At 71.9% G+C, this 22,255-nt stretch carries 17 protein-coding genes; 11 read left to right on the top strand and 6 right to left on the bottom strand.

Features of this window, described 5'->3' with window-relative positions:
* Positions 1–11: 11 nt before the first annotated feature.
* Both B9S57_RS00440 and B9S57_RS00435 read right to left on the bottom strand, forming a co-directional pair.
* Positions 12–2,099 carry a YhgE/Pip family protein gene (locus B9S57_RS00440; RefSeq protein WP_103513520.1) on the bottom strand — a complete coding sequence of 696 codons (2,088 nt, stop codon included), beginning with the start codon at positions 2,097–2,099 and terminating at the stop codon, positions 12–14.
* On the bottom strand, positions 2,071–2,877 hold the full coding sequence (locus B9S57_RS00435; RefSeq protein WP_103513519.1) for an ATP-binding cassette domain-containing protein: 807 nt from the start codon (positions 2,875–2,877) through the stop codon (positions 2,071–2,073). The genes B9S57_RS00440 and B9S57_RS00435 overlap by 29 nt, the downstream gene beginning before the upstream one ends.
* A gap of 170 nt (positions 2,878–3,047) precedes the next feature.
* Between B9S57_RS00435 and B9S57_RS00430 the strand changes: the two genes are divergently transcribed.
* The 3 genes from B9S57_RS00430 (at position 3,048) to B9S57_RS00420 (ending at position 5,154) form a co-directional block, all read left to right on the top strand.
* A complete protein-coding gene (locus tag B9S57_RS00430; protein ID WP_103513518.1) occupies positions 3,048–3,587 on the top strand; it encodes an SAV_6107 family HEPN domain-containing protein in 540 nt (179 codons plus the stop codon).
* A gap of 102 nt (positions 3,588–3,689) precedes the next feature.
* Positions 3,690–4,448: a methyltransferase gene (locus tag B9S57_RS00425; protein ID WP_103513517.1), complete on the top strand. Its 759-nt coding sequence runs from the start codon at positions 3,690–3,692 to the stop codon at positions 4,446–4,448.
* A 301-nt stretch (positions 4,449–4,749) separates the two neighbouring features.
* Positions 4,750–5,154, top strand: a complete 405-nt coding sequence (locus B9S57_RS00420; RefSeq protein WP_103513516.1) for a DUF3040 domain-containing protein — start codon at positions 4,750–4,752, stop codon at positions 5,152–5,154.
* Positions 5,155–5,481: 327 nt separating this feature from the next.
* Here the strand turns inward: B9S57_RS00420 and B9S57_RS00415 are convergent, their stop codons facing one another.
* The 4 genes from B9S57_RS00415 to B9S57_RS00400 form a co-directional block, all read right to left on the bottom strand.
* Complete coding sequence (locus B9S57_RS00415; protein WP_103513557.1) at positions 5,482–7,899, bottom strand: DUF3488 and transglutaminase-like domain-containing protein; 2,418 nt, start codon at positions 7,897–7,899, stop codon at positions 5,482–5,484.
* Entirely contained in the window at positions 7,896–9,269 is a 1,374-nt protein-coding gene (locus tag B9S57_RS00410) for a DUF58 domain-containing protein (RefSeq protein ID WP_103513515.1), read from the bottom strand. Before B9S57_RS00410 ends, B9S57_RS00415 begins: the two co-directional genes overlap by 4 nt.
* Positions 9,269–10,309: a MoxR family ATPase gene (locus B9S57_RS00405; protein WP_103513514.1), complete on the bottom strand. Its 1,041-nt coding sequence runs from the start codon at positions 10,307–10,309 to the stop codon at positions 9,269–9,271. The genes B9S57_RS00410 and B9S57_RS00405 overlap by 1 nt, the downstream gene beginning before the upstream one ends.
* A gap of 189 nt (positions 10,310–10,498) precedes the next feature.
* A complete protein-coding gene (locus tag B9S57_RS00400) occupies positions 10,499–11,068 on the bottom strand; it encodes a carbonic anhydrase (protein WP_103513513.1) in 570 nt (189 codons plus the stop codon).
* Positions 11,069–11,476: 408 nt separating this feature from the next.
* On the opposite strand from B9S57_RS00400, the gene rsmH reads away from it, so the two are divergent.
* From rsmH to ftsW, 8 genes are all read left to right on the top strand, one after another.
* Positions 11,477–12,442 (top strand): 16S rRNA (cytosine(1402)-N(4))-methyltransferase RsmH, encoded by a 966-nt coding sequence (gene rsmH / locus B9S57_RS00395; protein WP_103513512.1) that lies wholly within the window; start codon positions 11,477–11,479, stop codon positions 12,440–12,442.
* A gap of 40 nt (positions 12,443–12,482) precedes the next feature.
* Entirely contained in the window at positions 12,483–13,004 is a 522-nt protein-coding gene (locus B9S57_RS00390; RefSeq protein ID WP_103513511.1) for a septum formation initiator family protein, read from the top strand.
* A gap of 4 nt (positions 13,005–13,008) precedes the next feature.
* Positions 13,009–15,000 (top strand): penicillin-binding protein 2, encoded by a 1,992-nt coding sequence (locus B9S57_RS00385; RefSeq protein WP_103513510.1) that lies wholly within the window; start codon positions 13,009–13,011, stop codon positions 14,998–15,000.
* Positions 15,001–15,016: 16 nt separating this feature from the next.
* Positions 15,017–16,744 (top strand): UDP-N-acetylmuramoyl-L-alanyl-D-glutamate--2,6-diaminopimelate ligase, encoded by a 1,728-nt coding sequence (locus B9S57_RS00380; protein WP_103513509.1) that lies wholly within the window; start codon positions 15,017–15,019, stop codon positions 16,742–16,744.
* Positions 16,745–16,748: 4 nt separating this feature from the next.
* A complete protein-coding gene (gene murF, locus B9S57_RS00375; protein ID WP_103513508.1) occupies positions 16,749–18,167 on the top strand; it encodes a UDP-N-acetylmuramoyl-tripeptide--D-alanyl-D-alanine ligase in 1,419 nt (472 codons plus the stop codon).
* Positions 18,164–19,234 carry a phospho-N-acetylmuramoyl-pentapeptide-transferase gene (gene mraY / locus B9S57_RS00370; RefSeq protein WP_103513507.1) on the top strand — a complete coding sequence of 357 codons (1,071 nt, stop codon included), beginning with the start codon at positions 18,164–18,166 and terminating at the stop codon, positions 19,232–19,234. Before murF ends, mraY begins: the two co-directional genes overlap by 4 nt.
* Entirely contained in the window at positions 19,231–20,658 is a 1,428-nt protein-coding gene (gene murD / locus B9S57_RS00365; RefSeq protein ID WP_103513506.1) for a UDP-N-acetylmuramoyl-L-alanine--D-glutamate ligase, read from the top strand. The genes mraY and murD overlap by 4 nt, the downstream gene beginning before the upstream one ends.
* Positions 20,659–20,792: 134 nt before the next feature.
* Positions 20,793–22,253 (top strand): putative lipid II flippase FtsW, encoded by a 1,461-nt coding sequence (ftsW, locus tag B9S57_RS00360; protein WP_181011183.1) that lies wholly within the window; start codon positions 20,793–20,795, stop codon positions 22,251–22,253.
* The last annotated feature ends 2 nt before the right edge of the window (positions 22,254–22,255 follow it).

The raw sequence follows: 22,255 nt of genomic DNA, 5'->3' as shown, positions 1-22,255 counted from the left end.
TCCCGGCGCGGTCACAGACTCAGCTCCGGGTGGAGCCGGTCCAGGGTCCACACCTGCTTGCGGCGCGCGGACAGGGCGGTCAGCGCCAGGGCGCCCGCGGTGAAGGCCACCAGCACCGCGCAGCCCTGCCAGACCGGGCCGAGCCCGCCACCCGTGATCAGCCGGCGCAGTCCGTCCACCACGTAGGTCATCGGCAGGTAGGGGTGGATCGCCCCGAAGAACCCCGGGCTGGTCTGGACGGGGTAGGTGCCCCCGGCCGAGGTCAGCTGGAGCATCAGCACCGCCAGGACGAGGATTCTGCCCGCCGCGCCGAAGCGGGCGTTGAGCCACTGCACGATCGCGGCGAAACAGCAGGTCACCAGCGCGAGGAAGCCGATCGTGCCGGCGGCGTGCGTCATCTGCAGACCGAGCCGCCAGTGCAGCACCGACATCAGTGCGGCGACCTGCAGCAGGCCGATCGCGGCGACCGGGAGCCACCCCGCGAAGGCGATGCGCCAGGCGGGAGCCCCGGCAGCGAGCGCACGCCGGTTGAGCGGCTGGACCAGCATGTACGCCACCATCGCGCCCACCCACAGCGAGAGCGGGATGAAGTACGGGGCGAACCCGGTGCCGTAGTTGGGCGCGGCGTGCAGCGAGGAGGAGGCCAGCCGCACGGGGTCGGACATGACACCGGTACGGGCGTCGCGGTCCTCCTTGTCGTAGTCGGGAATCTTGCCGACGCCGTCGTTCAGCCCCTGGGCGAGCGTCGCGGAGCCGTCACCCAGCCGGTACAGCCCGCTCTTCAGGGTCGTGGAACCCGTCTTGAGCTTCTTGACGCCGGCGTCCAGGTCCCCCGCTCCGGTCTTCGCGGTGCCGAGACCGGTGTGGAGCGCGTCGGCCCCCGCGGCGACCTCGTGCGCCCCGGTGTTGAGCGCGTTGATCTTCTTCACGGTCGCTTCCAGGTCCGTGTCGAGGTGCGGCGAGCGCTTCGCCAGGGCGTCGGCCTGCTTCTGCAGGGTGGCCAGCCGGCTCCGCAGTTTCGTCAGATCGCCCTTCTGGTTCGTGACCAGGGCGTTCACGTCGTCGGCGACCTCGGTGACATCCGCCGCCGCGGTCCTGGCGCGCTTCAGCTGGGGGCAGACCCCCGGGTCGGGCAGTGTCTGCTCCTCGCAGCGGAGGCGGTAGACCTCGGCCAGGTCGTCGGAGGCCGTGTGGGCGGCCGCCGATGCGGTGGGCGCCGCCTCGGCCAGCAGATCGAGGTTGTCCCGCACGGCCTTCGAGGAGTCGGAGACCAGGCGTGCGGTGTCCCCGATGGCCTTGCCGTTGTCCTTCAGGAAGGGGCGCACGTCGTCGGCGACCGCGTTGACCTTGTCGGCGAGCAGCTGGGTCCCCCCGGCCACCTGGCGGGAACCCGTCTCCAGGTCGCCCGCCCCCTTGTTCAGCGTCGTGACGCCGGTGGAGAGTCTGCCGCTGCCGGACTTGGCGTCCTTGAGGCCGTCCGCGAGGGCCTTGGAGCCCTTCTTCGCCTTGGTGAGGCCGCTCTCGAGGTCGTCGGCCCCCTCGGCGGCCTTGGCGGTCGCGTCGTGGAGGCTCGAGAAGTCGATGAAGATCCGGTCCAGGAATCGGCGCGAGGCCTTGGCCGACGCGGCACTGCGGACCTCGGCGAAGACCGTCCTGGAGATCTGCCCGACGATGTAGTTGTTCGCGTCGTTCGTGCGCACCCGCAGGGCACCGGTGCCGGGGGAGTCCCCGGCGCTCGAGGCGATCCTCTCGCTGAAGTCCGACGGCATGGTCAGCGAGAGGTAGTACGTTCCGTCCTCGACGCCCCGAGCGGCCTCCGAGGAACCGACCTCGTGCCAGTCGAAGACCTTGGAGCCGAGCAGCCGGTCCGCGATCTCGTCCCCGGCCGCCAGACGTTCGCGGCCGGCGTTCGCGCCCTTGTCGTCGTTGACGAGGGCTACGGGGATGCGGTCGAGACGCCCGTAAGGGTCCCAGAACGACCAGAGGTACAGCGCTCCGTACAGCAGAGGCAGCAGGAGGAGTGCCACGAGTGCGGCACGCGGCATCCGGCCCCTGCCGAACCGTCGCAGCTCAAGCGCGGCCAGTCTCGGCGATCGCATCGGCCGTCCCCTTCCCGGTCGTCGTGTCGTCGGCCGCTTTCCCGGCCTCCGTATCCGCTGCTGCGTCCGGCTCCGCGTCGGCCACCGGCCGGGTGCGCACGGTGAGCGCGTCCTCGGGTGCCTCGCTGCACACCGCCAGCACCGTGGTGCCGTCCGCGGCGATGGCGCGCAGCAGTTCCCAGGCCAGGGCGCGGTCCGTGACGGAGAGCTTGAGGTCGGTGTCGTCCACGGCGAGGAGCCGCGGACGGCTCATCACGGCGAGGGCGACGGACAGGCGCAGGGCCTCCAGGCGCTCCAGGTCCCGCACCGAGGTCCGTTCGGCCTTGGGCAGGGTCGAGGTGTCGAGGCCCGCGGTCTCCAGCGCGGCGTCCACCGTCGCCCGTGCCGCGGCGGCGCGCCCGGCGCCCGGACGCAGCAGGGAGCGGAGCGATCCGTCGAAGCGGCGCCGCAGGAGGGCGCGTTCGCGCAGATGCTCGGCGACGGTGAAGGAGGGGTCCAGTTCGCTGACCCCGGGGACGGGCCCCAGCGCGCTGAAGCGGCGGACGGCGGCGAGCCGGCCCGGCAGGCGCTCGCCGCCGACCTCGGCGTGGCCCTGCGTGGAACGCATCCGGCCGGTGAGTGCGAGCAGCAGACAGGTGCGGCCCGAGCCCGACGGCCCCTCGACCGCGACGAGCGATCCGGGACCGGCGGTGAACCCCACGCCCCGGAACGCCCAGCCACGTGGTCCCTTCAGACCGAAGTCCTCGGCGCCCAGCGCCGCCCCGTGCGGGCCGTCCACGACCCCACCCCCATCTTTTGAACTGACCAGTCAGTGCAAAAAATCTAACCCGAACTCGCGCTCGAAGCAAAGTGCCTGGTCGGAGCCGGATTCTGAGGGATTGTCAGTGGGGGGCGTCACGATGGACACATACGGCCACGGAGCCGTCACACGACGACAGGAGGCTCGTCATGGCCAGCTCGTCCGCAGCCGCCGCCCCGCGGCGCCGCGCAGTCAGCCCTGCCCCCTCACCGACCGGTCCGGCAACCGACGTCCACCCCGTTCCGCGCCGCACCACGGCGCCGCCCGCCGCGCTCGATCTGCTCGCCCAGGCCCACGCCGGCCTGGACGAGGCCGCCGTACTCGACGTGCCCAACGAGAGGTACGCCACCGCGCACCTCGCCGCGCTGCGCACCGCGGCCGCCGTGCTCGCCGCCCGCGCCCGGCCCGAGACCGGCAGGCGCCGCAAGGAGCGGATCCGCAGCGCCTGGGAGGTCCTTCCGGACATCGCGCCGGAACTCACCGAATGGAGCGCCCTGTTCGCCTCCGGAGCCCCGCGCAGGGCCCGTGCGGAGGCGGGCATACCCGGCGCGGCCAGCAGCCGCGACGCCGACGATCTGCTGCGCGACGCGGCGATGTTCCTGCGCCTGGTCGAGCGACTGCTGGTCCTCCAGCCCGCCCTCCCGCAGCCGCGGACGGACGGGACCGGGCGGCGGCCCGACGCGGAGTGACCGCGAGGGTGGTGCGAGGCAATAGGGTGGAGCGCACCCGTACCACCTGCACCGTTCACGCTCCGCCGTCCGTGGCGGCACCGTGCCGAGGAGTCAACTGCCGTGTCGGACCAGCTGCGCCCCCGCGCCTCCCTCCGTACCGCCGTGGTCTGGGAGGTCCTCAAGGACGCCCTCGAGCGCCGGGTCAAGGCGACCGGCAGGGAAGCCTTGGACGTGCTGGACACCGGCGGCGGCACCGGCAACTTCGCCGTGCCCGTCGCCCGGCTCGGCCACCGGGTCACCGTCGTCGATCCCAGCCCGAACGCCCTCTTCGCGCTGGAGCGCCGTGCCGACGAGGCCGGAGTCGCCGACCGGGTCCGCGGCGTCCAGGGCGACATCCTCGGCCTCTTCGAGGTGGTGGACCGTGCCGACTACGACGCGGTCCTGTGCCACGGCGTCCTGGAGTACGTGGACGACCCCGCCGAAGGCGTGCGCCACGCGGTCGACGCGCTCCGGCCGTCCGGCGCTCTCAGCCTGCTCGGTGCCGGCCTCGGCGGCGCCGTCCTGGCCAGGGCGCTGGCCGGACACTTCGCCGAGGCCCGGCAGGCCCTGACGGACCCCGCCGGGCGCTGGGGCGACGGCGACCCCGTGCCGCGCAGGTTCACGGCCGACCAGCTGACCGGACTGGTCGCCGACGCGGGCGTCGAGGTCGGAGCCGTCCACGGTGTCCGGGTCTTCGCCGACCTCGTGCCGGGCGTTCTCGTGGACACCCAGCCGGGCGCGATGGAGGAGCTCCTCAGGCTGGAGGCGGCCGTCGCGGAGCTGCCGGCCTTCCACTCGGTGGCGACCCAGCTGCACGTTCTGGGAGAGAAGCGGCCCTGACCGCCGGAGGGCACACCGGTGGAGCAAGGCCGCCGAGCGGCCGGAGCGGGGCTGATCAGCAACGCAGCTGCAGACGGAGTACCGCTGAGAACACCCGATCGGGCCGGGAGCCCCGTATGATCGGGTGACACCATCCGGCATGACGGATCGGAGGTCGGGGAATCTACGCCTCAGCAGCCGAGCCGATATGGCGGTCCGGACTGGCTATGGCTAGAGGGCGGGTTTCACGGGGGCGAATCCCTGCCTATCCTGGAAGGGCCGCATACCGGTCGCCCCCGCGGCCGACGACGAGGAGGACTCCGTGCCGCTCTCGGAGCACGAGCAGCGCATGCTCGAGCAGATGGAGCGAGCGCTGTACGCCGAAGATCCCAAGTTCGCTACAGCGCTTGAGGGAAGCGGGCTGCGCAGGTACACCCGGCGACGGGTCTACCAGGCGGTAGCCGGTTTTCTTGTGGGTATCGCGCTCCTCATGGCCGGAATGGTTTTCCAGCAGACCTGGGTCAGCGTGGCGGGATTCCTCGTCATGCTGGGCTGCGCCGTGCTGGCGGTCACCGGATGGCGCAAAGCGCCGAAGCCCGGTGAACAGCAGCCGGCAGGGAGTGCGAGCAGGGGCGAAGGCGAACGCCGACATCCCAGGCAGCGCCGGTCGATGATGAACCGGATCGAACAGCGGTGGCAGCGCCGCCGCGACGAACAGGGCCAGTGAGCCCTTCGCGTCCCGGACGGCGGCGGGTGGCCCCGGCCTCCGGGCCCGGACGCGGAGTGCGCACACCGAGAACTTGACGCTGGGCCTCGCAGGTGAGGGGCGGTCGCTTCGCAGCGACCGCCCCTCACGCGTTCTCCTCGGCGGGCGGCACCGCGCCAGTGGCAGCTCCGGCCGGGTGCGGAGCCCCTGGCGGGGCTGCGTCCGTATCGCGCCCGTCCCGGCCGCAGGACCCGGCCACCGGAGCAGGTCCGGGGTCCGGCCGCCCGAGGCCGGTCCCGGACGGCCGGATTCGAGAGCCCCGTCCGCCCGGACCTCGGCCCCGGCGGATCAGCCCCGCTGCCGTGACGGCCGGCGCAGCCGGGCCGCCCAGCGGTCACGCCCCATCCGGTCGGACCATCGGCGTCCGGCCTCCGCCCTGCGTTCCGCGAGCGCCCACACCACCCGAACGGCCGAACGAGGCGCGAGCGTCGCCCGCAGCCTGTCCCAGCGGCCGGCAGAGGCCCACAGTCCAGCCCGGACCGCGTGGACGTCCGCGGCCGACGCGGAGGCCGTGCCGGGCTCGGGCGCGTACAGCACCTGCTCCACGGCACCCGCGACCCGGTGGACCGCGGCCACCGCCGGTCCCTCAAGGCGGCCCACCCGTACGACACGGGCGGCGGCCTTCCGCGGGGTCTGTGACTCGTCCGGCGCAATGCCGTGGTCCCAGGCCGTGTCGGTGATCTCCCGCCAGGCGGCCAACACCCGGGCCGCGGCATCCGCGGCCGTACGCCCGCCCGAGGAGCCCAGCCGCCTGCCGCGTACCCGCATCCTCAGGAGCATCGGCACCAGCGGTAGCGTGAGCACCACCAGGGAGCCGAGCACCCACAGCACCACCGTGCCCGTCGGAGTGCCCGAATCGCCGGAATCCGCCGCACCGGGAGCCGCGGAGGCACCGCACTCGCCCTGTCGGCGCATCTGCTCCGGACAGGACTCCGTGGCGGAGGGCGCGGCCGTGGGCGCCGTGGACGCGCCGTCCGTCGGCAGGGCGGGATCGCTCGGGTTCTGCGAGGGCACGTCGGGCCGTGTGTACGCCGGGGTGCTGCCCCGGGACGGGGTCGGCTCGAAGCGGGTCCAGCCCACCCCCTCGAAGTACAGCTCGGGCCAGGCGTGCGCGTCCCGCAGCCCGACCGACACCGAACCGTCCGCCTGGACCGTGCCGGGCGTGAAGCCCACCGCGACCCGGGCCGGAATGCCCAGGGTCCTCGCCATCGCGGCCATCGCGAAGGAGAAGTGGACGCAGAAACCCTCCTTGTCCTTCAGGAAGCGCTCGATCGCCGCGGTGCCCGTACCCGACGTCACCGTCGTGTCGTACCGGAAGCCGCCCTCCGAGGCGAACCAGTCCTGCAGCTTCACGGCCCGCTCGTAGTCGTTGGCGGAACCCTCGGTCACCCGTTCGGCGGTCTCCTCGACCACGTCGGGCAGCGACGGGGGGACCCGGGTGTACTCCCGGGCGACCTCCGAGCGCGGTGCCATCGAAGCGGCGAGCTGAGCGGCCGTCGGCTCCACCACCAGGCTGCTCACCTCGTAGCGGGCTCCGCGCGTCGTCTGGCCGTCGTCGCCGACGAGGGTGCGCCCCTCGGGTTCGTACCGCCAGCGGCCCTCGATGTCGATCTCGCTCGCCGGATAGGGGAGCGGCAGATACGTCTGCTGGTACGAGCGCGACGCGGAGATGTTCGTCCGGATCTCGGTGACGGAGACGTCCCCTGCCAGTCCGGTGGGCTGTGGCAACCTGTCCGGCACGTCGCTCAGCCGGCGGGTCGACGGACGCCACTCGCCGCCGTTGAACTGGTCCAGGGCCTGGATGCGCAGATAGAGGTCCTGCGGGTCCCCGGAGTTGGTGCGATACGTCATCACCTCCCGGTTCTCCGGCTGGTTGAGATTGTTCTGCAGCGAGACCAGGGGGTTGACCGCGGAGATCGTGCCTCCGCCGCCGCCCCGGCCCGAGCCGCCCGAGCCGCCCAGCAGCCCGCCGTCCAGAGCGGGCAGGGCGGCGGGCACGGCCAGCGCGATACCCAGCGCCACCGCACCGATGCGCCGCCCCGTGCGGACGGACGCCACGGCGTTTCCGGCACCGTCCAGGCCGGCCGTGAGACCGCCCGACGCACGGGACACGCCGCCGAAGACCCGGCCCCACCGGGAGAGCCGGTCCCGGCCTTCGGCCAGCAGGAGAAGCAGGTAGCCGCACGCCGCGAGCAGGAACCAGAGCCATCCCGCCCCGCCGTCGGAGAGCCCCGCCGCCACCGAGTAGAGCGCCAGCAGCGGCAGGCCGGCCGGAGCCGCGGCGCGGATGGTGACCGCCAGGACGTCCACGGCGAGCCCGATCAGCAGCACCCCGCCGATCAGCATCAGCCTGATGCCGTCCGTCTCCGGTGCGGGAATGGCGTACCGCCCGACGTCGTCCGCCCCCGCGGTCAGCAGCTCGGCGAGCCGCTGGACCGCCTGGGGGCCGGGCACCACCCCGAACAGGGCGAAGTCCCTGGCGAACGCCACGGTCAGCGTCAGCAGGGTGGTGAGCACCTGGAGGGAGACCGTCAGGATCCGCGCCAGGCGCATCCGGCGTGCCAGCATCCCCACACCGCTCTGGAGGGCCAGCAGGAACCCGGCCTGCAGCACCCACTTCGACGTCTCCACCAGAGGGAGCAGGGCCCCCGCCGCCATCGTCGTGGCCGCGAAGGCGCACAGCGCCAGTCGGGTACGCCCGCTCATGACCATCCCCCGGAGAGCCCCGTCGTCGATCCGGCCCCGGAGGGCTGCGCGCCGGAGCCCTCCGGACCTGCCTGCTGCCACAACCGGGCGAGCTCGTCCCCGGGGCACACCGCCATCGCCGTCCATCCCGCCTCGCGCAGCAGCCGCAAGCGGTCGGAGGCCGGCGCGAGCGGCGCGGCCTCCAGGCCGCGCGCCCAGTCGTCACCGTCCAGCACGAACGCGACGGCCCCGCGGCTCCGCTGCCGCATCCTGGCGGCCACAGCCGTCTGCTCCTCGTCGAGATCGCCGAAGAACGCCACCAGCAGCCCCTCGTTGCTGCCGCGCAGCACGTCGTGGGCGCGGGAGAGACCGCCTCCGTCGGAGTGGTCGACGACCGCGAGGGTGTCCATCATCAGCCCCGCCGACTCCGCGGACTCCTGGGCCGATCCCGCGAAGCCGTCGGCGCTCTCACCCGGCACGACGCTCCCCTCGTCGGTGAGCAGCCGCACCGCGAAGCCACGCTCCAGCATGTGCGTCAGGGCGGAGGCGGCGCCGGACACCGCCCACTCGAAGGCCGACCCGGGTCCGGCACCGTCGTAGGCGATCCGCCGGGTGTCCAGCAGCACCGTGCACCGGGCCCGCTGCGGCTGTTCCTCCCGCCGCACCATCAACTCTCCGTAGCGCGCGGTGGAGCGCCAGTGCACCCGTCGCAGGTCGTCGCCGTGGCGGTAACCGCGCGGAATGATGTCGTCCTCGCCGGCCAGCGCCAGCGAATGCTGCCTGCCGTCGCCGTATCCGGAGGCGTCCCCGCCCAGCCGCAGCACCGGAAGCGGTTCGGTGCGCGGGACGACGACGAGGGTGTCGTAGGCGCTGAAGGAGCGCGTCAGCTCGCACATCCCGAAGGGGTCGCTCAGCTGCAGCTGCAGCGGACCCAGCGCATAGCGCCCGCGCAGATCGGACCGGACCCGGTAGGACACCTCCCGCATCCCGCCCGGCTCGACCCGGTCCAGCACGAACCGGGGCCGGGGGCCGAGGACGTAGGGGACGCGGTCCTGGAGCATGAGCAGTCCCGTGTGCAGCCGGGACACGTTGTCCATCCGCAGGTGCACCCGCGCCTCCGAGCCGGCCGGGACCCGGGACGGCGACAGCCGCCTGCTGCCGGCGACCCGGTAGCGGGTGCGGTAGAGCACGGTGACGCAGACCAGCGGCAGCACGGCCAGCAGCAGTCCGACCCGGAGCAGGTCGCCCTGGCCCAGCGCGTAGGCGCAGACCGCCGCCGCCACACCGGCGGCGAGGAAGGACCGCCCGCGCGTCGTCAGCCCGCCCAGAGCCGCCCGCAGGCCGCCCTTGTCGTCGCTGTCGTCCACGGGGCCGGGTGCGCCGGCCGCCATCACAGCCGCCGTGCGCCGGGCTGACGGCCGTACACCGGTCCGCCGGGCCGGGGCTGGGCGGGGGCGGAATCGGTGCCCGACGTCGGCACCGGCGTCCGCTGCAGGATGTCCAGGACGACCTGCTCGGCCGTACGGCGGTTGAGCTGCGCCTGTGCCGTCGGCAGCAGCCGGTGGGAGAGCACCGCGACCGCGAGGGCCTGGACGTCGTCCGGCAGGGCGTAGTCCCGCCCGGCCAGCGCGGCCGACGCCTTGGCGGCCCGCAGCAGATGCAGGGTGGCCCGCGGCGAGGCCCCGAGTCTGAGATCAGGGTGCTGACGGGTGGCGGCCACCAGCGTCACGGCGTACCGCCGGACGGCTTCGGCCACGTGGACCGAACGCACCGCGTCGATCAGCTTCACGATGTCGTGGGCGTGCGCCACCGGCTGCAGGTCGTCCAGAGGGGAGACCCCGCCGTGCACGTCGAGCATCTGGAGCTCGGCCTCGGCACTGGGGTAACCGATCGACACCCGCGCCATGAACCGGTCGCGCTGCGCCTCGGGCAGGGGATAGGTCCCCTCCATCTCCACCGGGTTCTGGGTGGCCACGACCATGAAGGGATCCGGCAGTTCATAGGTCTGGCCGTCGATGGTGACCTGGCGTTCCTCCATCGATTCCAGCAGCGCCGACTGGGTCTTGGGCGACGCGCGGTTGATCTCGTCGCCGATCACGATCTGGGCGAAGATCGCGCCGGGCTTGAACTCGAAGTCCCGCCGCTGCTGGTCGAAGATCGAGACCCCCGTGATGTCCGAGGGCAGCAGGTCCGGCGTGAACTGGATACGCCGCACCGAGCAGTCGATGGACCGCGCCAGCGCCTTGGCCAGCATCGTCTTGCCGACCCCGGGCACATCCTCGATGAGGAGGTGCCCCTCGGCGAGCAGCACGGTCAGCGAGAGCCGTACGACCTCAGGCTTGCCCTCGATCACACCCTCGACCGACCTGCGTACCCGCTCCGCTGTGGTGGTCAGATCTGTGAGGCTCGCTCGATCGTCATAGGTCGTCACCCGGCCCTCCTCGGCCCTTGTGCACGGACCGGCGCACAAAGCACCAGGCCCGCCCTGAAATACGGACACTCTCCGGAGGACCCGGAGAGATGTCACACCCGCATTCTTGTTGCCGTTACCGCTTCGTGTCACTCGCCTGTGGACAAGTGAGCGCGATATGCCGGATGTGGCCCGTATGTCGAGGGGGCGTCAGGAGGTGGAGACGGGCAGGATCTCGCGCAGGCTGCCCGTCTTCACGTCGAAGACGAAGCCGCGGACGTCGTCCGTGTGGAGGAGGAAGGGAGAGGTGCGCACGCGCTGCATCGACTGCCGGACGTCCTGGTCGGCGTCGGAGTAGGCCTCGACGGCCCACGCCGGGCGCTGGCCGACCTCGCGCTCCAGGTCCTGCCGGAACTCCTCGGTGAGGGACTCCATGCCGCAGTTCGTGTGGTGGATGAGGACCACGCTGCGGGTGCCGAGCGCCCGCTGGCTGATGGTCAGCGACCGGATGACGTCCTCGGTGACGACGCCCCCCGCGTTGCGGATGGTGTGGCAGTCACCGAGTTCGAGGCCGAGTGCCCGGTGGAGGTCGAGGCGTGCGTCCATGCACGCGACCACGGCGACGCGCAGCACCGGCCGCGCGTCCATGCCCGGATCGGTGAACGCCTCCGCGTAACGCGTGTTCAGTTCGACGAGGCGGTCGGTGACTGTCCCTCCGGTAGGGGCGTCGGCGCCGGCGGGGGAATCGGTCTCGGCGGAAGAGTGCGCAGAAGTCGACATGGAGACGACGTTAGTCGTCACGCTCGCTCCTGGCGTGCCGTGGAAGGGGACAAAGAACGTCAACGGGGCTTGTTGTGAGGTAACCCACAAGCCTCACGTCCGGGCACCCGACCGGGTGAGGTTGCCGCACCGCCGCGGCGGTGCGACGCGCTGCCCGGTTCGTTGATCGGGAATGGATCGAATGGCAGGGTGGACTAAAGTGACGCGAAGTTACCGACACGCCTGCACATTCTGCATATTTTTATACGTTTCGACTTCCCTGTGATGTGCGGCGTACGTGCGGCCCGGCCCTCTCCCGCTCGCGGTCGGCCGACGCCTCCTTTCCTGGCGCCGGCGGACCTCCCCTTCCGGGCGGGCGGGGACCGGACCGCACGTGCGGCCGCACGGGACAGAGCCTGAGAGGGCGCTTTGAGCCAGACCCGACACGTCCCGGTGATGCTCCAGCGATGCCTGGACCTGTTGGCCCCGGCTCTGGAGGAGGCAGGACCGCGACCACCGGTCGTCGTCGACTGCACCCTCGGGCTCGGCGGGCACAGCGAGGCCCTGCTCGCCGCCTTCCCCGCGGCCCGGCTGGTCGCCCTGGACCGGGACAAGGAGGCGCTGCGGCTCTCCGGCGAGCGCCTGGCCCCGTACGGCGACCGGGCCACCCTGGTGCACGCCGTCTACGACGAACTGCCCGAGGTCCTGGAGAGGCTGGGGATCCCCAAGGTCCAGGGTGTCCTGTTCGACCTCGGCGTCTCCTCCATGCAGCTGGACGAGGCCGACCGCGGCTTCGCCTACGCCCAGGACGCGCCGCTCGACATGCGCATGGACCAGACGACCGGCATCGGCGCCGCCGAGGTGCTCAACACCTACCCGCCCGGCGAACTCGTGCGGATCCTTCGCGCGTACGGCGAGGAGAAGCAGGCCAAGCGCATCGTCTCGGCCGTCGTGCGCGAACGCGAGAAGGAACCCTTCAGCAACAGCGCCCGCCTCGTCGAGCTGATCCGCGACTCCCTGCCGCAGGCCGCCAAGCGCACCGGAGGCAATCCGGCCAAGCGCACCTTCCAGGCCCTGCGCATCGAGGTCAACGGCGAACTGACCGTCCTGGAGCGTGCCGTTCCGGCCGCCGTGGCGAGCCTCGACGTCGGGGGCAGGATCGCCGTCCTGTCGTACCACTCGCTGGAGGACCGGCTCGTCAAGCAGGTCTTCGCCGCCGGTGCGGCCAACACGGCGCCGCCCGGACTGCCCGTCGTCCCCGAGCGCTACCAGCCCCGGCTGAAGCTGCTCACCCGCGGAGCCGAACTGCCCACGGAGGAAGAGGTCGCCGAGAACAGGCGGGCCGCCCCCGCCCGGCTGCGCGGCGCCGAGCGGATCCGTGCGGAGGAGCGATGAACGGGCCCGGCCGGACGCGGAAGAGGACGGTGGCCCCGCGGTGACCAGGACGGCCGAGCAGATGAAGGGGCGGGCCGGCCGGCTCGCCCGGCTGATGCCGTCGGGGCCGAGCACGGCCGCCCGTACCCCCTTCGTCCTGCTCGTCGTGCTGCTGCTCGCCGGTGGCCTGATTTCGCTCCTGCTGTTGAACTCCGCGCTCAACGAAGGATCGTTCAGGCTGAGCAAGCTCAAGCGGGAGACCACCGAGCTGACCGACGAGCAGCAGGCCCTGCAGCGGGACGTCGACGGCTACTCCGAACCCGACGCGCTGGAGCGCAGGGCGAGGGAGCTCGGCATGGTGCCCGGCGGCAGCCCCGCCTTCCTCGACCCGGACGGCACGGTGCGGGGCGTGCCCGAGCGGGCGAGCGCCCAGCCGTCCCCCACCGTGGCGCCCGCACCGGCCTCCAGCCCGGCCGAGCCCGCCGGAACACCCGCCCCGCCCGCGTCCGTGGCGCCGCCGGCATCCCCCGCCACGCCGTCCACGACCCCGACCACACCGCTTCCGACGAGCTCCGGCAGGTGACGCAGTGCCGTCCAAGGAACCGCCGCGCCGACGCGTACCCGGCCCCGCGCGCCCCCGTAACACGGCCGGCGGATCGGGGCGTCCCCGTCCCTCCGCCCGTCCCGAAGCGCGCCGGCCCCGGCGCCCGGCGGCCGGGAAGCGCCGCGGCGGCACCCCGCAGTCCATCCGGCTGGGCAGCCCGCGCCCCCGGCTGCGCCTGATCAGCCTCTGCCTGACCCTCGTCATGCTGGCGTTCGTCATCCGGCTCCTCCAGGTCCAGGCGGTCGACGCGAGCACGTACGCCGCCAAGGCCGAGAAGAACCGCTACCTGGAGTACACGATCGCCGCCGAGCGCGGCGAGATCACCGACCGCAGCGGTATCGCACTGGCCACCAGCGTCGACGCGCACGACATCACCGCCGACCCGAAGCTGTTCACGCCCGAGGAGAGCAAGGCCCCGGACGCCCCCCAGCAGGCCGCCGCGCTGCTCGCCCCGATCCTCGACAAGGACGAGGCGGAGCTGGCGAAGAAGCTCTCCACCCCCGACAGCCGCTACACGGTGCTGGCACGGCGGCAGACCCCGCAGGTCTGGAAGCAGATCAAGGACCTCAAGTCCGTCTTCGCGGAGAAGGCCGGCGAGGACAGGGCGAACGGAGGCCCCGGAGCCAACGTGCTGGCAGGAGTCCTCCAGGAACCCACCACCAGGCGGGTGTACCCCAACGGCGACCTGGCCGCCGGAATACTGGGCTTCGTCAACGCCGAGGGCAAGGGCGGTGGAGGCCTGGAGGCACAGCTGAACAAGGAGCTCCAGGGCGAGGACGGCAAGATCCGCTACGCCCAGGCGGGCGGCCGCCCCGTCCCGACCGCCGGCTCCGAGGAGAACCCGGCCGTCGCCGGCACCGACGTCGAGCTGACGATCGACCGCGACATCCAGTGGGCGGCCCAGCGCGCCATCGCCGACCAGGTCGAGAAGTCCGCGGCGGACCGCGGCTACGTGGTCGTCCAGAACACGAAGACCGGCGAGGTGCTCGCGATGGCGAACGCGCCCGGTTACGACCCCAACGACCTCGCGCAGAGCAACTCGGCGGCCCTGGGCAACGCGGCCCTCCAGGACGTGTACGAACCCGGCTCCACGAGCAAGGTCATGTCCATGGCCGCGGTACTGGAGGAGGGGGCCGCCACGCCCGCGACGCACGTCACGGTGCCCAACAGGCTGCACCGCGGCGACCGGCTCTTCCGGGACGACATCGACCACCCCACCTGGTACCTCACGCTCAACGGCGTACTCGCCAAATCGAGCAACATCGGCACCATCCTGGCCACCGGCCAGCTCGGGAAGACCCAGACCGAGGCCAACAAGGTCCTGTACTCCTACCTGCGTAAGTTCGGCCTCGGCAGCACCACCGGGCTCGACTACCCGGGGGAGTCGCCCGGCATCCTCGCCAAGCCCCAGGACTGGTCGACCTCGCAGCAGTACACGATCCCCTTCGGCCAGGGGCTCTCGCTCAACGCCATGCAGGCCGCCTCCGTCTACCAGACCATCGCCAACGGCGGGGTCCGGGTCGAGCCGTCCCTGGTGCGCGGCTCCAAGGACGCCGACGGCCGCTACACGGCGTCCGAGGCCCCCGAACGCACCCGGGTGGTCAGCGAGAAGACGGCCAAGACCCTGGCGAAGATGCTGGAGTCCGTCGTGGACGACGAGGAAGGCACCGGGACCAAGGCCCACATCCAGGGCTACCGCGTCGCGGGCAAGACCGGCACCGCCAACCGCGTCGATCCCGTACGCGGCATCTACAAGGGCTACACCGCCTCCTTCGCGGGCTTCGCCCCCGCCGACGATCCGCAGGTCACCGTCTACTGCGCGATCCAGAACCCCACCAAGGGCAGCTATTTCGGCGGCCAGATCTGCGGCCCGATCTACAAGAAGGTCATGGAGTTCGCCCTCAAGACCCTCCAGACCCCTCCCTCCGGCAGCGACCCCGCCCGGCTGCCGGTGTCCTTCAAGCCCGGCGAGTAACTCGGGGGAACCCTCAGTGACGACCATCACCCCTGATCCCTGGAACCGGAACGAGAAGTACCGCAACCCCGGCCCCTCACTTCGCGAGAGGCCGGGTCCGCCCGGTACGCTCACCGCCGTGCCCCACGCTGATCAGTGCCAAACCACTCAGAAGGACGCGCCTGTGAACTACCCGGGAGCGCCCCGACCGGACCGGCTCAGGCCGACTTCCCTCGGAGAGCTGGCAGCCCGGCTCGGTGCCGGACCGCAGGATTCCGGTGAGGTCACCGGCATCACCCACGATTCCCGGGCCGTGCGCCCGGGGGACGTGTACGCGGCCCTGCCCGGTGCCCGCTTCCACGGCGCCGACTTCGCCGCCCAGGCCGCGAGCCTCGGCGCCGCCGCGATCCTCACCGACCCGGCGGGCGCCGAGCGTGCCTCCGCCACCGGCCTCCCGGTCCTCGTCACCGACGACCCACGGGGCCGGATGGGCGATCTCGCCGCCGAGATCTACGGACGGCCGGGGATCGGCCTCCTCCAGATCGGCATCACCGGAACATCCGGCAAGACCACCACGGCGTACCTCGTCGAGGGCGGGCTGCGCGGAGCCGGACGCAGCACCGGACTGATCGGCACCGTCGAGATGCGGATCGGCGACGAGCGCATCAAGTCGGAGCGCACCACCCCGGAGGCCACCGAACTCCAGGCCCTGTTCGCCGTCATGCGCGAACGCGGTGTCGAGGCGGTCGCCATGGAGGTCTCCAGCCACGCCCTGGTGCTCGGCCGGGTGGACGGCTGCGTCTTCGACGTCGCCGTGTTCAACAACCTCAGCCCGGAGCACATGGAGTTCCACTCCGGCATGGAGGACTACTTCCAGGCCAAGGCGCAGCTGTTCACCCCGCAGCGCAGCAAGCTCGGCGTCGTCAACTTCGACGACGAATACGGCCGCAGGCTGGTGGACGAGGCGTCCGTCCCGGTCGTCACCTTCTCCGCGGAGGGCCACCCGGACGCCGAGTGGCGGGCCGAGGACGTGGAGGTCGGTCCCCAGGACAGCACCTTCACCGTGATCGGCCCCAAGGGCGAGCGGATCACCGCCAGGGCCCCGCTGCCCGGCCCGTTCAACGTCGCCAACACCCTCGCCGCGATCGTCACCCTGGCCGTCGCGGGTGTGGACCCGCAGAACGCCGCCGACGGTGTCGCGGCCGTCCCCGGTGTCCCCGGCCGGCTGGAACGCGTCGACGCCGGACAGGAGTACCTCGCGGTCGTCGACTACGCGCACAAGACCGACGCCGTCGAATCGGTCCTGCGCTCCCTGCAGAAGGTCACCGAGGGCCGGGTGCACATCGTGCTGGGCTGCGGCGGCGACCGCGACACGACGAAGCGCGGCCCGATGGGCGCCGCGGCGGCACGGCTCGCCGACACCGCGGTACTGACCTCCGACAACCCCCGTTCCGAGGACCCCCTCGCGATCCTCGCCGCGATGCTCGTCGGCGCGGCCGAAGTGCCCGTCCACGAGCGTGGCGACGTGATCGTGGAGGCCGACCGGGCCGCGGCCATCGCCGCCGCGGTGGCCCGGGCCGAGCCGGGCGACACCGTGCTGGTGGCCGGAAAGGGACATGAGCAGGGCCAGGACATCCACGGAGTGGTTCGTCCCTTCGACGACCGGAAGGTCCTGCGCGAGGCCATCGAGCGCTCCCTGGGGCGCACCGGCGCCGGGCGCGCCCCCGAGGACCTCGTACACACCCAGAACAACAGTCAGGGATGACCCAGTGATCGCCCTTTCCCTCGCCGAGATCGCCGGAATCGTCGGCGGGCAGCCGCACGACGTCCCGGACCCGTCCGCCGTCGTCACCGGCCCCGTCGTCATCGACTCCCGGGAGGTGCGGCAGGGCTCTCTGTTCGCCGCGTTCGCGGGCGAGCGGGTCGACGGCCACGACTACGCGCAGCTCGCCGTCGACGCGGGCGCGGTGGCCGTGCTCGCCGCCCGCCCCGTCGGCGTCCCGGCGATCGTCGTCGACGACGTCGTGGGCGCGCTCGGCGCCCTCGCCCGCGCCGTCGTCGAACGCCTCGGCGCAGCCGTCGTCGCGCTGACCGGCTCGGCGGGCAAGACGTCCACGAAGGACCTGATCGCCCAGCTGCTGGAGCGCAAGGCCCCCACGGTCTGGACGCAGGGCTCCCTCAACAACGAGATCGGCCTGCCGCTCACCGCGCTGCGTGCCACTGCCGAGACCCGTCACCTCGTGCTGGAGATGGGGGCGCGCGGTATCGGCCACATCCACTACCTCGCCGACCTGACGCCGCCGAGGATCGGCCTGGTCCTCAACGTGGGCAGTGCCCACATCGGTGAGTTCGGCAGCCGCGAGGCCATCGCCCAGGCCAAGGGTGAGCTGGTGGAGGTCCTCCCGGAGGACGGCACCGCGATCCTCAACGCCGACGACCCGCTCGTGAGGGCGATGGCGTCCCGCACAAAAGCCCGGGTGCTGCTCTTCGGAGAGGCCCCGGATGCGGACGTACGGGGAGAGAACGTGCGGCTCACCGACGACGGGCGCCCCGCTTTCGAGCTCCACACACCCACCGGGTGCAGCGACGTGACCTTGCGCCTGTACGGTGAGCACCACGTGTCGAACGCGCTCGCCGCGGCCGCCGTCGCCCATGAGTTGGGCATGTCCGTGACCGAGATCGCCGATGCGCTCTCCGGGGCGGGCACCCTCTCCCGCTGGCGCATGGAGGTCACCGAGCGTCCGGACGGTGTGACGGTCGTCAATGACGCCTACAACGCGAACCCCGAATCCATGAAGGCCGCACTCCGTGCGCTGGCCGCCATGGGTAAGGCCCGACGGGCGGGAGGGGGGCGCACGTGGGCGGTGCTCGGTCAGATGGCCGAGCTCGGTGACGCGTCGCTCGCCGAGCACGACGCGGTCGGACGGCTCGCCGTCCGGCTCAACGTCAGCAAGCTCGTCGCAGTCGGAGGGCAAGAGGCCTCATGGCTGCAACTGGGCGCATATAACGAGGGTTCGTGGGGTGAGGAGTCGGTGCACGTGTCCGACGCACAGGCGGCCGTCGACCTGTTGCGCAGTGAACTGCGCCCGGGAGACGTCGTGCTGGTGAAGGCGTCCCGGTCGGTCGGCCTGGAGAAGGTCGCCCTGGCACTGCTGGAGACGACCGAGGGCGAGGTCGCCGTCCGATGAGGCAGATCCTCTTCGCGGGGGCCATAGGGCTCTTCCTGACGCTGGTCGGCACCCCGCTGCTGATCAAACTTCTGGCCCGCAAGGGCTACGGGCAGTTCATCCGGGACGACGGCCCGCGTACCCACGGCAGCAAGAAGGGCACCCCCACCATGGGTGGGATCGCCTTCATCCTGGCGACGATCATCGCGTACGTCCTGGCGAAGGTGATCACCGGCGAGGACATGCGCTTCTCCGGCGTCCTGGTGCTGTTCCTGATGGCGGGGATGGGCCTCGTCGGCTTCCTCGACGACTACATCAAGATCGTCAAGCAGCGTTCGCTCGGCCTGCGGGCCAAGGCGAAGATGGCCGGCCAGCTGATCGTCGGCATCGCCTTCGCGGTGCTCTCGCTCCAGTTCGCCGACATCCACGGCAACACCCCGGCGTCCACCCGTCTCTCGTTCGTCGAGGACTTCGGCTGGTCGATCGGCCCGGTGCTGTTCTGCGTCTGGGCCCTGTTCATGATTCTCGCCATGTCCAACGGCGTGAACCTGACGGACGGTCTGGACGGTCTGGCCACCGGCGCGTCGGTGATGGTCTTCGGCGCCTACACCTTCATCGGCCTCTGGCAGTTCCAGGAGTCCTGCGCCAACGCGGAGACCCTGACCAACCCCCAGGCCTGTTTCGAGGTACGGGATCCGCTCGACCTGGCGGTCGTCGCCTCCGCCCTCATGGGCGCCTGCTTCGGCTTCCTGTGGTGGAACACCTCGCCCGCCAAGATCTTCATGGGTGACACCGGGTCCCTCGCCCTCGGCGGCGCGCTCGCGGGCCTGGCGATCTGCTCCCGTACGGAATTCCTGATGGCCATCCTCGGCGGCCTCTTCGTGATGATCACGATGTCCGTCGTCATCCAGGTCGGTTCCTTCAAGATGACCGGCAAGCGGGTCTTCCGGATGGCACCGCTCCAGCACCACTTCGAACTCAAGGGGTGGTCCGAGGTCCTTGTCGTGGTCCGGTTCTGGATCATCCAGGGCATGTGCGTGATCGTCGGACTCGGCCTCTTCTACGCGGGATGGGCAGCCAAGAAGTGAGCAACGTGGACTGGCAGGGCAAGCACGTCACGGTCGCCGGGCTCGGCGTCAGCGGTGTCCCCGCCGCTCGCGCCCTGCACGGGCGGGGGGCCCTCGTCACCGTCGTCAACGACGGCGACGACGAGCGCTCCCGTGCTCAGGCGGCCGAACTGGAGGCGCTCGGCATCACCGTGCGCCTCGGCGACGGCGACACCCTGCCGGAGTCCGCCGAGCTCGTGGTCACGGCCCCCGGCTGGATGCCGGGGAAGCCCCTCTTCCAGGCAGCCGCCGAGGCGGACGTCCCCGTCTGGGGTGACGTCGAACTCGCCTGGCGGCTGCGGGGGCTGGACGGCAGGGAACCGGCGCCCTGGCTCGCCGTCACCGGCACCAACGGCAAGACCACCACCGTCCGCATGCTCGCCTCGATCCTCGAAGCGGCCGGGCTGCGCACCGCCGCCGTCGGCAACATCGGGGTCTCGCTGCTCGACGCGGTCCTCGCCGACGAGCCGTACGACGTGCTCGCCGTCGAGCTCTCCAGCTACCAGCTCCACTGGGCGCCCTCGCTGCGCGCCCACTCCGGGGCCGTGCTCAACCTGGCCCCCGACCACCTCGACTGGCACGGCTCGATGGAGGGCTACGCCGCCGACAAGGGCCGTGTCTACGAGGGCAACACCGTCGCCTGCGTCTACAACGCGCAGGACGGGGCGACGGAGGACCTCGTGCGCGAGGCCGACGTCGAGGAGGGCTGCCGGGCCATCGGCTTCACCCTCGGTACGCCGGGGCCCTCGCAGCTCGGTGTGGTCGACGGGATCCTCGTCGACCGGGCCTTCGTCGCCAACCGCCAGAAGCAGGCCCAGGAGCTCGCCGAGGTCGGCGACGTGAACCCTCCGGCGCCGCACAACATCGCCAACGCCCTCGCGGCGGCGGCACTGGCCCGTGCCTTCGGCGTGCAGCCCTCCGCCGTGCGGGACGGGCTGCGGGCCTTCCGCCCCGACGCCCACCGGATCGAACACGTCGCGGACGTCGCCGGTGTCACGTACATCGACGACTCCAAGGCCACCAACACCCACGCCGCCGAGGCCTCCCTCGCGGCCTACGAGCCGATCGTGTGGATCGCGGGGGGCCTCGCCAAGGGCGCCACCTTCGACGAACTGGTGAGCGGCGCCGAGAAGCGGCTGAGGGGCGTGGTGCTGATGGGCGCCGACCGGGCGCTGATCCGCGAAGCCCTGGCGCGACACGCCCCCGAGGTACCGGTGGTCGACCTCGACCGGACCGACACTGGGGCGATGTCCGCAGCGGTCCGCGAAGCGGCACGGCTGGCCAGTCCCGGCGACACCGTCCTGCTGGCCCCGGCCTGCGCCTCGATGGACATGTTCGCCAACTACAACAAGCGTGGCGAGGCGTTCGCGGACGCGGTCCGCCAACTCGCCGACGAGAGCGCCTGACGGGCCCGGTCTCCGCGTCGTACTGTCCCGGAGGACCGGAGACGTCCGGGGACCCGGTCACGAGCAGCAGCACCGCCGCGAGCCCGGGCGCCCGGCGACAGCCCCGGGCACGAGCAGTGGAGGGGACAGCGACAATGCCGGCCGACGAGAGCTCAGCCGCGCCCGGAGCCGACCGACCACGGGTGACCGGGGCGATCGGCCGGGCGCTCACCCCGCCCCTGCCCGCCGGACCGCTGCCCGCGGGCCCCGGGCCCCTCGCGGGGCTCGTCCTGCGCAGCCGCCCCGCCACCGGTCCCCGACGGCCCCCCACCGCCCGTGGCGAAGCCCGTGGAACGGGTACCCCGCCCGGCCCGCGCAGGGGCGCCGGGGTGCGACGGATGTACGAACAGGCGCGACGGGCCTGGGACCGCCCCCTGACCGCCTACTACCTGATCCTCGGATCGAGCCTGCTGATCACCGTGCTCGGCCTCGTCATGGTCTACTCCGCCTCGATGATCAAGGCGCTGGAGCTGGCGCGGCCCGGCACCTACTTCTTCCGCAAGCAGTTCCTCGCGGCCGTGATCGGCGCAGGGCTGATGCTGCTCGCCTCCAGGATGCCCCTCAAGCTCCACCGGGCGCTGGCCTACCCGCTGCTCATGGGCACGGTCTTCCTGATGGTCCTGGTCCAGGTGCCGGGGATAGGGATGTCGGTCAACGGCAACCAGAACTGGATCCACCTCGGCGGCCCCTTCCAGCTCCAGCCCAGCGAATTCGGCAAGCTCGCCCTCATCCTCTGGGGTGCGGACCTGCTCGCCCGCAAGCACGACAGGCGGCTGCTGGCCCAGTGGAAGCACATGCTCGTCCCGCTCGTCCCGGTCGCCTTCATGCTGCTCGGGCTGATCATGCTCGGCGGCGACATGGGCACCGCGATCATCCTGACCGCGATCCTCTTCGGCCTGCTCTGGCTGGCCGGCGCCCCCACCCGGCTCTTCGCCGGCGTGCTCGCGTGCGCCGGCCTCATCGGATTCGTCCTCATCAAGACCAGCCCCAACCGGATGTCCCGGCTCGGCTGCATCGGCGCGTCCGAGCCCGGCCCCGGCGACTCGTGCTGGCAGGCGGTGCACGGAATCTATGCTCTGGCGTCCGGCGGCTGGTTCGGTTCCGGGCTCGGTGCGAGTGTGGAAAAATGGGGTCAACTTCCCGAACCGCACACCGACTTCATCTTCGCCATCACCGGGGAGGAACTGGGTCTGGCGGGGACGCTGTCGGTGCTGGCCCTCTTCGCGGCTCTAGGCTGTGCGGGTATCCGCGTGGCCGGACGCACGGAGGACCCCTTCGTGAGGTACGCAGCGGGAGGCGTGACGACCTGGATCACGGCGCAGGCCGTGATCAACATCGGTGCGGTGCTCGGCCTGTTGCCGATCGCCGGTGTCCCCCTGCCGCTGTTCTCCTACGGGGGTTCGGCCCTGCTGCCGACCATGTTCGCTGTGGGACTCATGATCGCCTTCGCGCGTGACGACCCTGCGGCGAGAGCGGCCCTGGCCATGCGGAGGCCCGGGGTCAGATGGAAGACGATGAGACGGCGCGTCATGAAGCGTACGTCCGGAGAGCGGTGAAT

Origin of the sequence: Streptomyces sp. SM10 (assembly GCF_002910915.1) — a bacterium.
Classification (GTDB): domain Bacteria; phylum Actinomycetota; class Actinomycetes; order Streptomycetales; family Streptomycetaceae; genus Streptomyces.
This window is presented reverse-complemented; position numbering and strand designations above follow the sequence as displayed.

Bases quoted from the DNA above. Each gene is read 5' to 3' on its own strand.
- B9S57_RS00440 (WP_103513520.1), bottom strand. From the start codon at position 2,099: ATGCGATCGCCGAGACTGGCCGCGCTTGAGCTGCGACGGTTCGGCAGG.
- B9S57_RS00430 (WP_103513518.1), top strand. From the start codon at position 3,048: ATGGCCAGCTCGTCCGCAGCCGCCGCCCCGCGGCGCCGCGCAGTCAGC.
- B9S57_RS00415 (WP_103513557.1), bottom strand. From the start codon at position 7,899: ATGAGCGGGCGTACCCGACTGGCGCTGTGCGCCTTCGCGGCCACGACG.
- B9S57_RS00410 (WP_103513515.1), bottom strand. From the start codon at position 9,269: ATGGCGGCCGGCGCACCCGGCCCCGTGGACGACAGCGACGACAAGGGC.
- B9S57_RS00400 (WP_103513513.1), bottom strand. From the start codon at position 11,068: ATGTCGACTTCTGCGCACTCTTCCGCCGAGACCGATTCCCCCGCCGGC.
- mraY (WP_103513507.1), top strand. From the start codon at position 18,164: ATGAGGCAGATCCTCTTCGCGGGGGCCATAGGGCTCTTCCTGACGCTG.
- ftsW (WP_181011183.1), top strand. From the start codon at position 20,793: ATGCCGGCCGACGAGAGCTCAGCCGCGCCCGGAGCCGACCGACCACGG.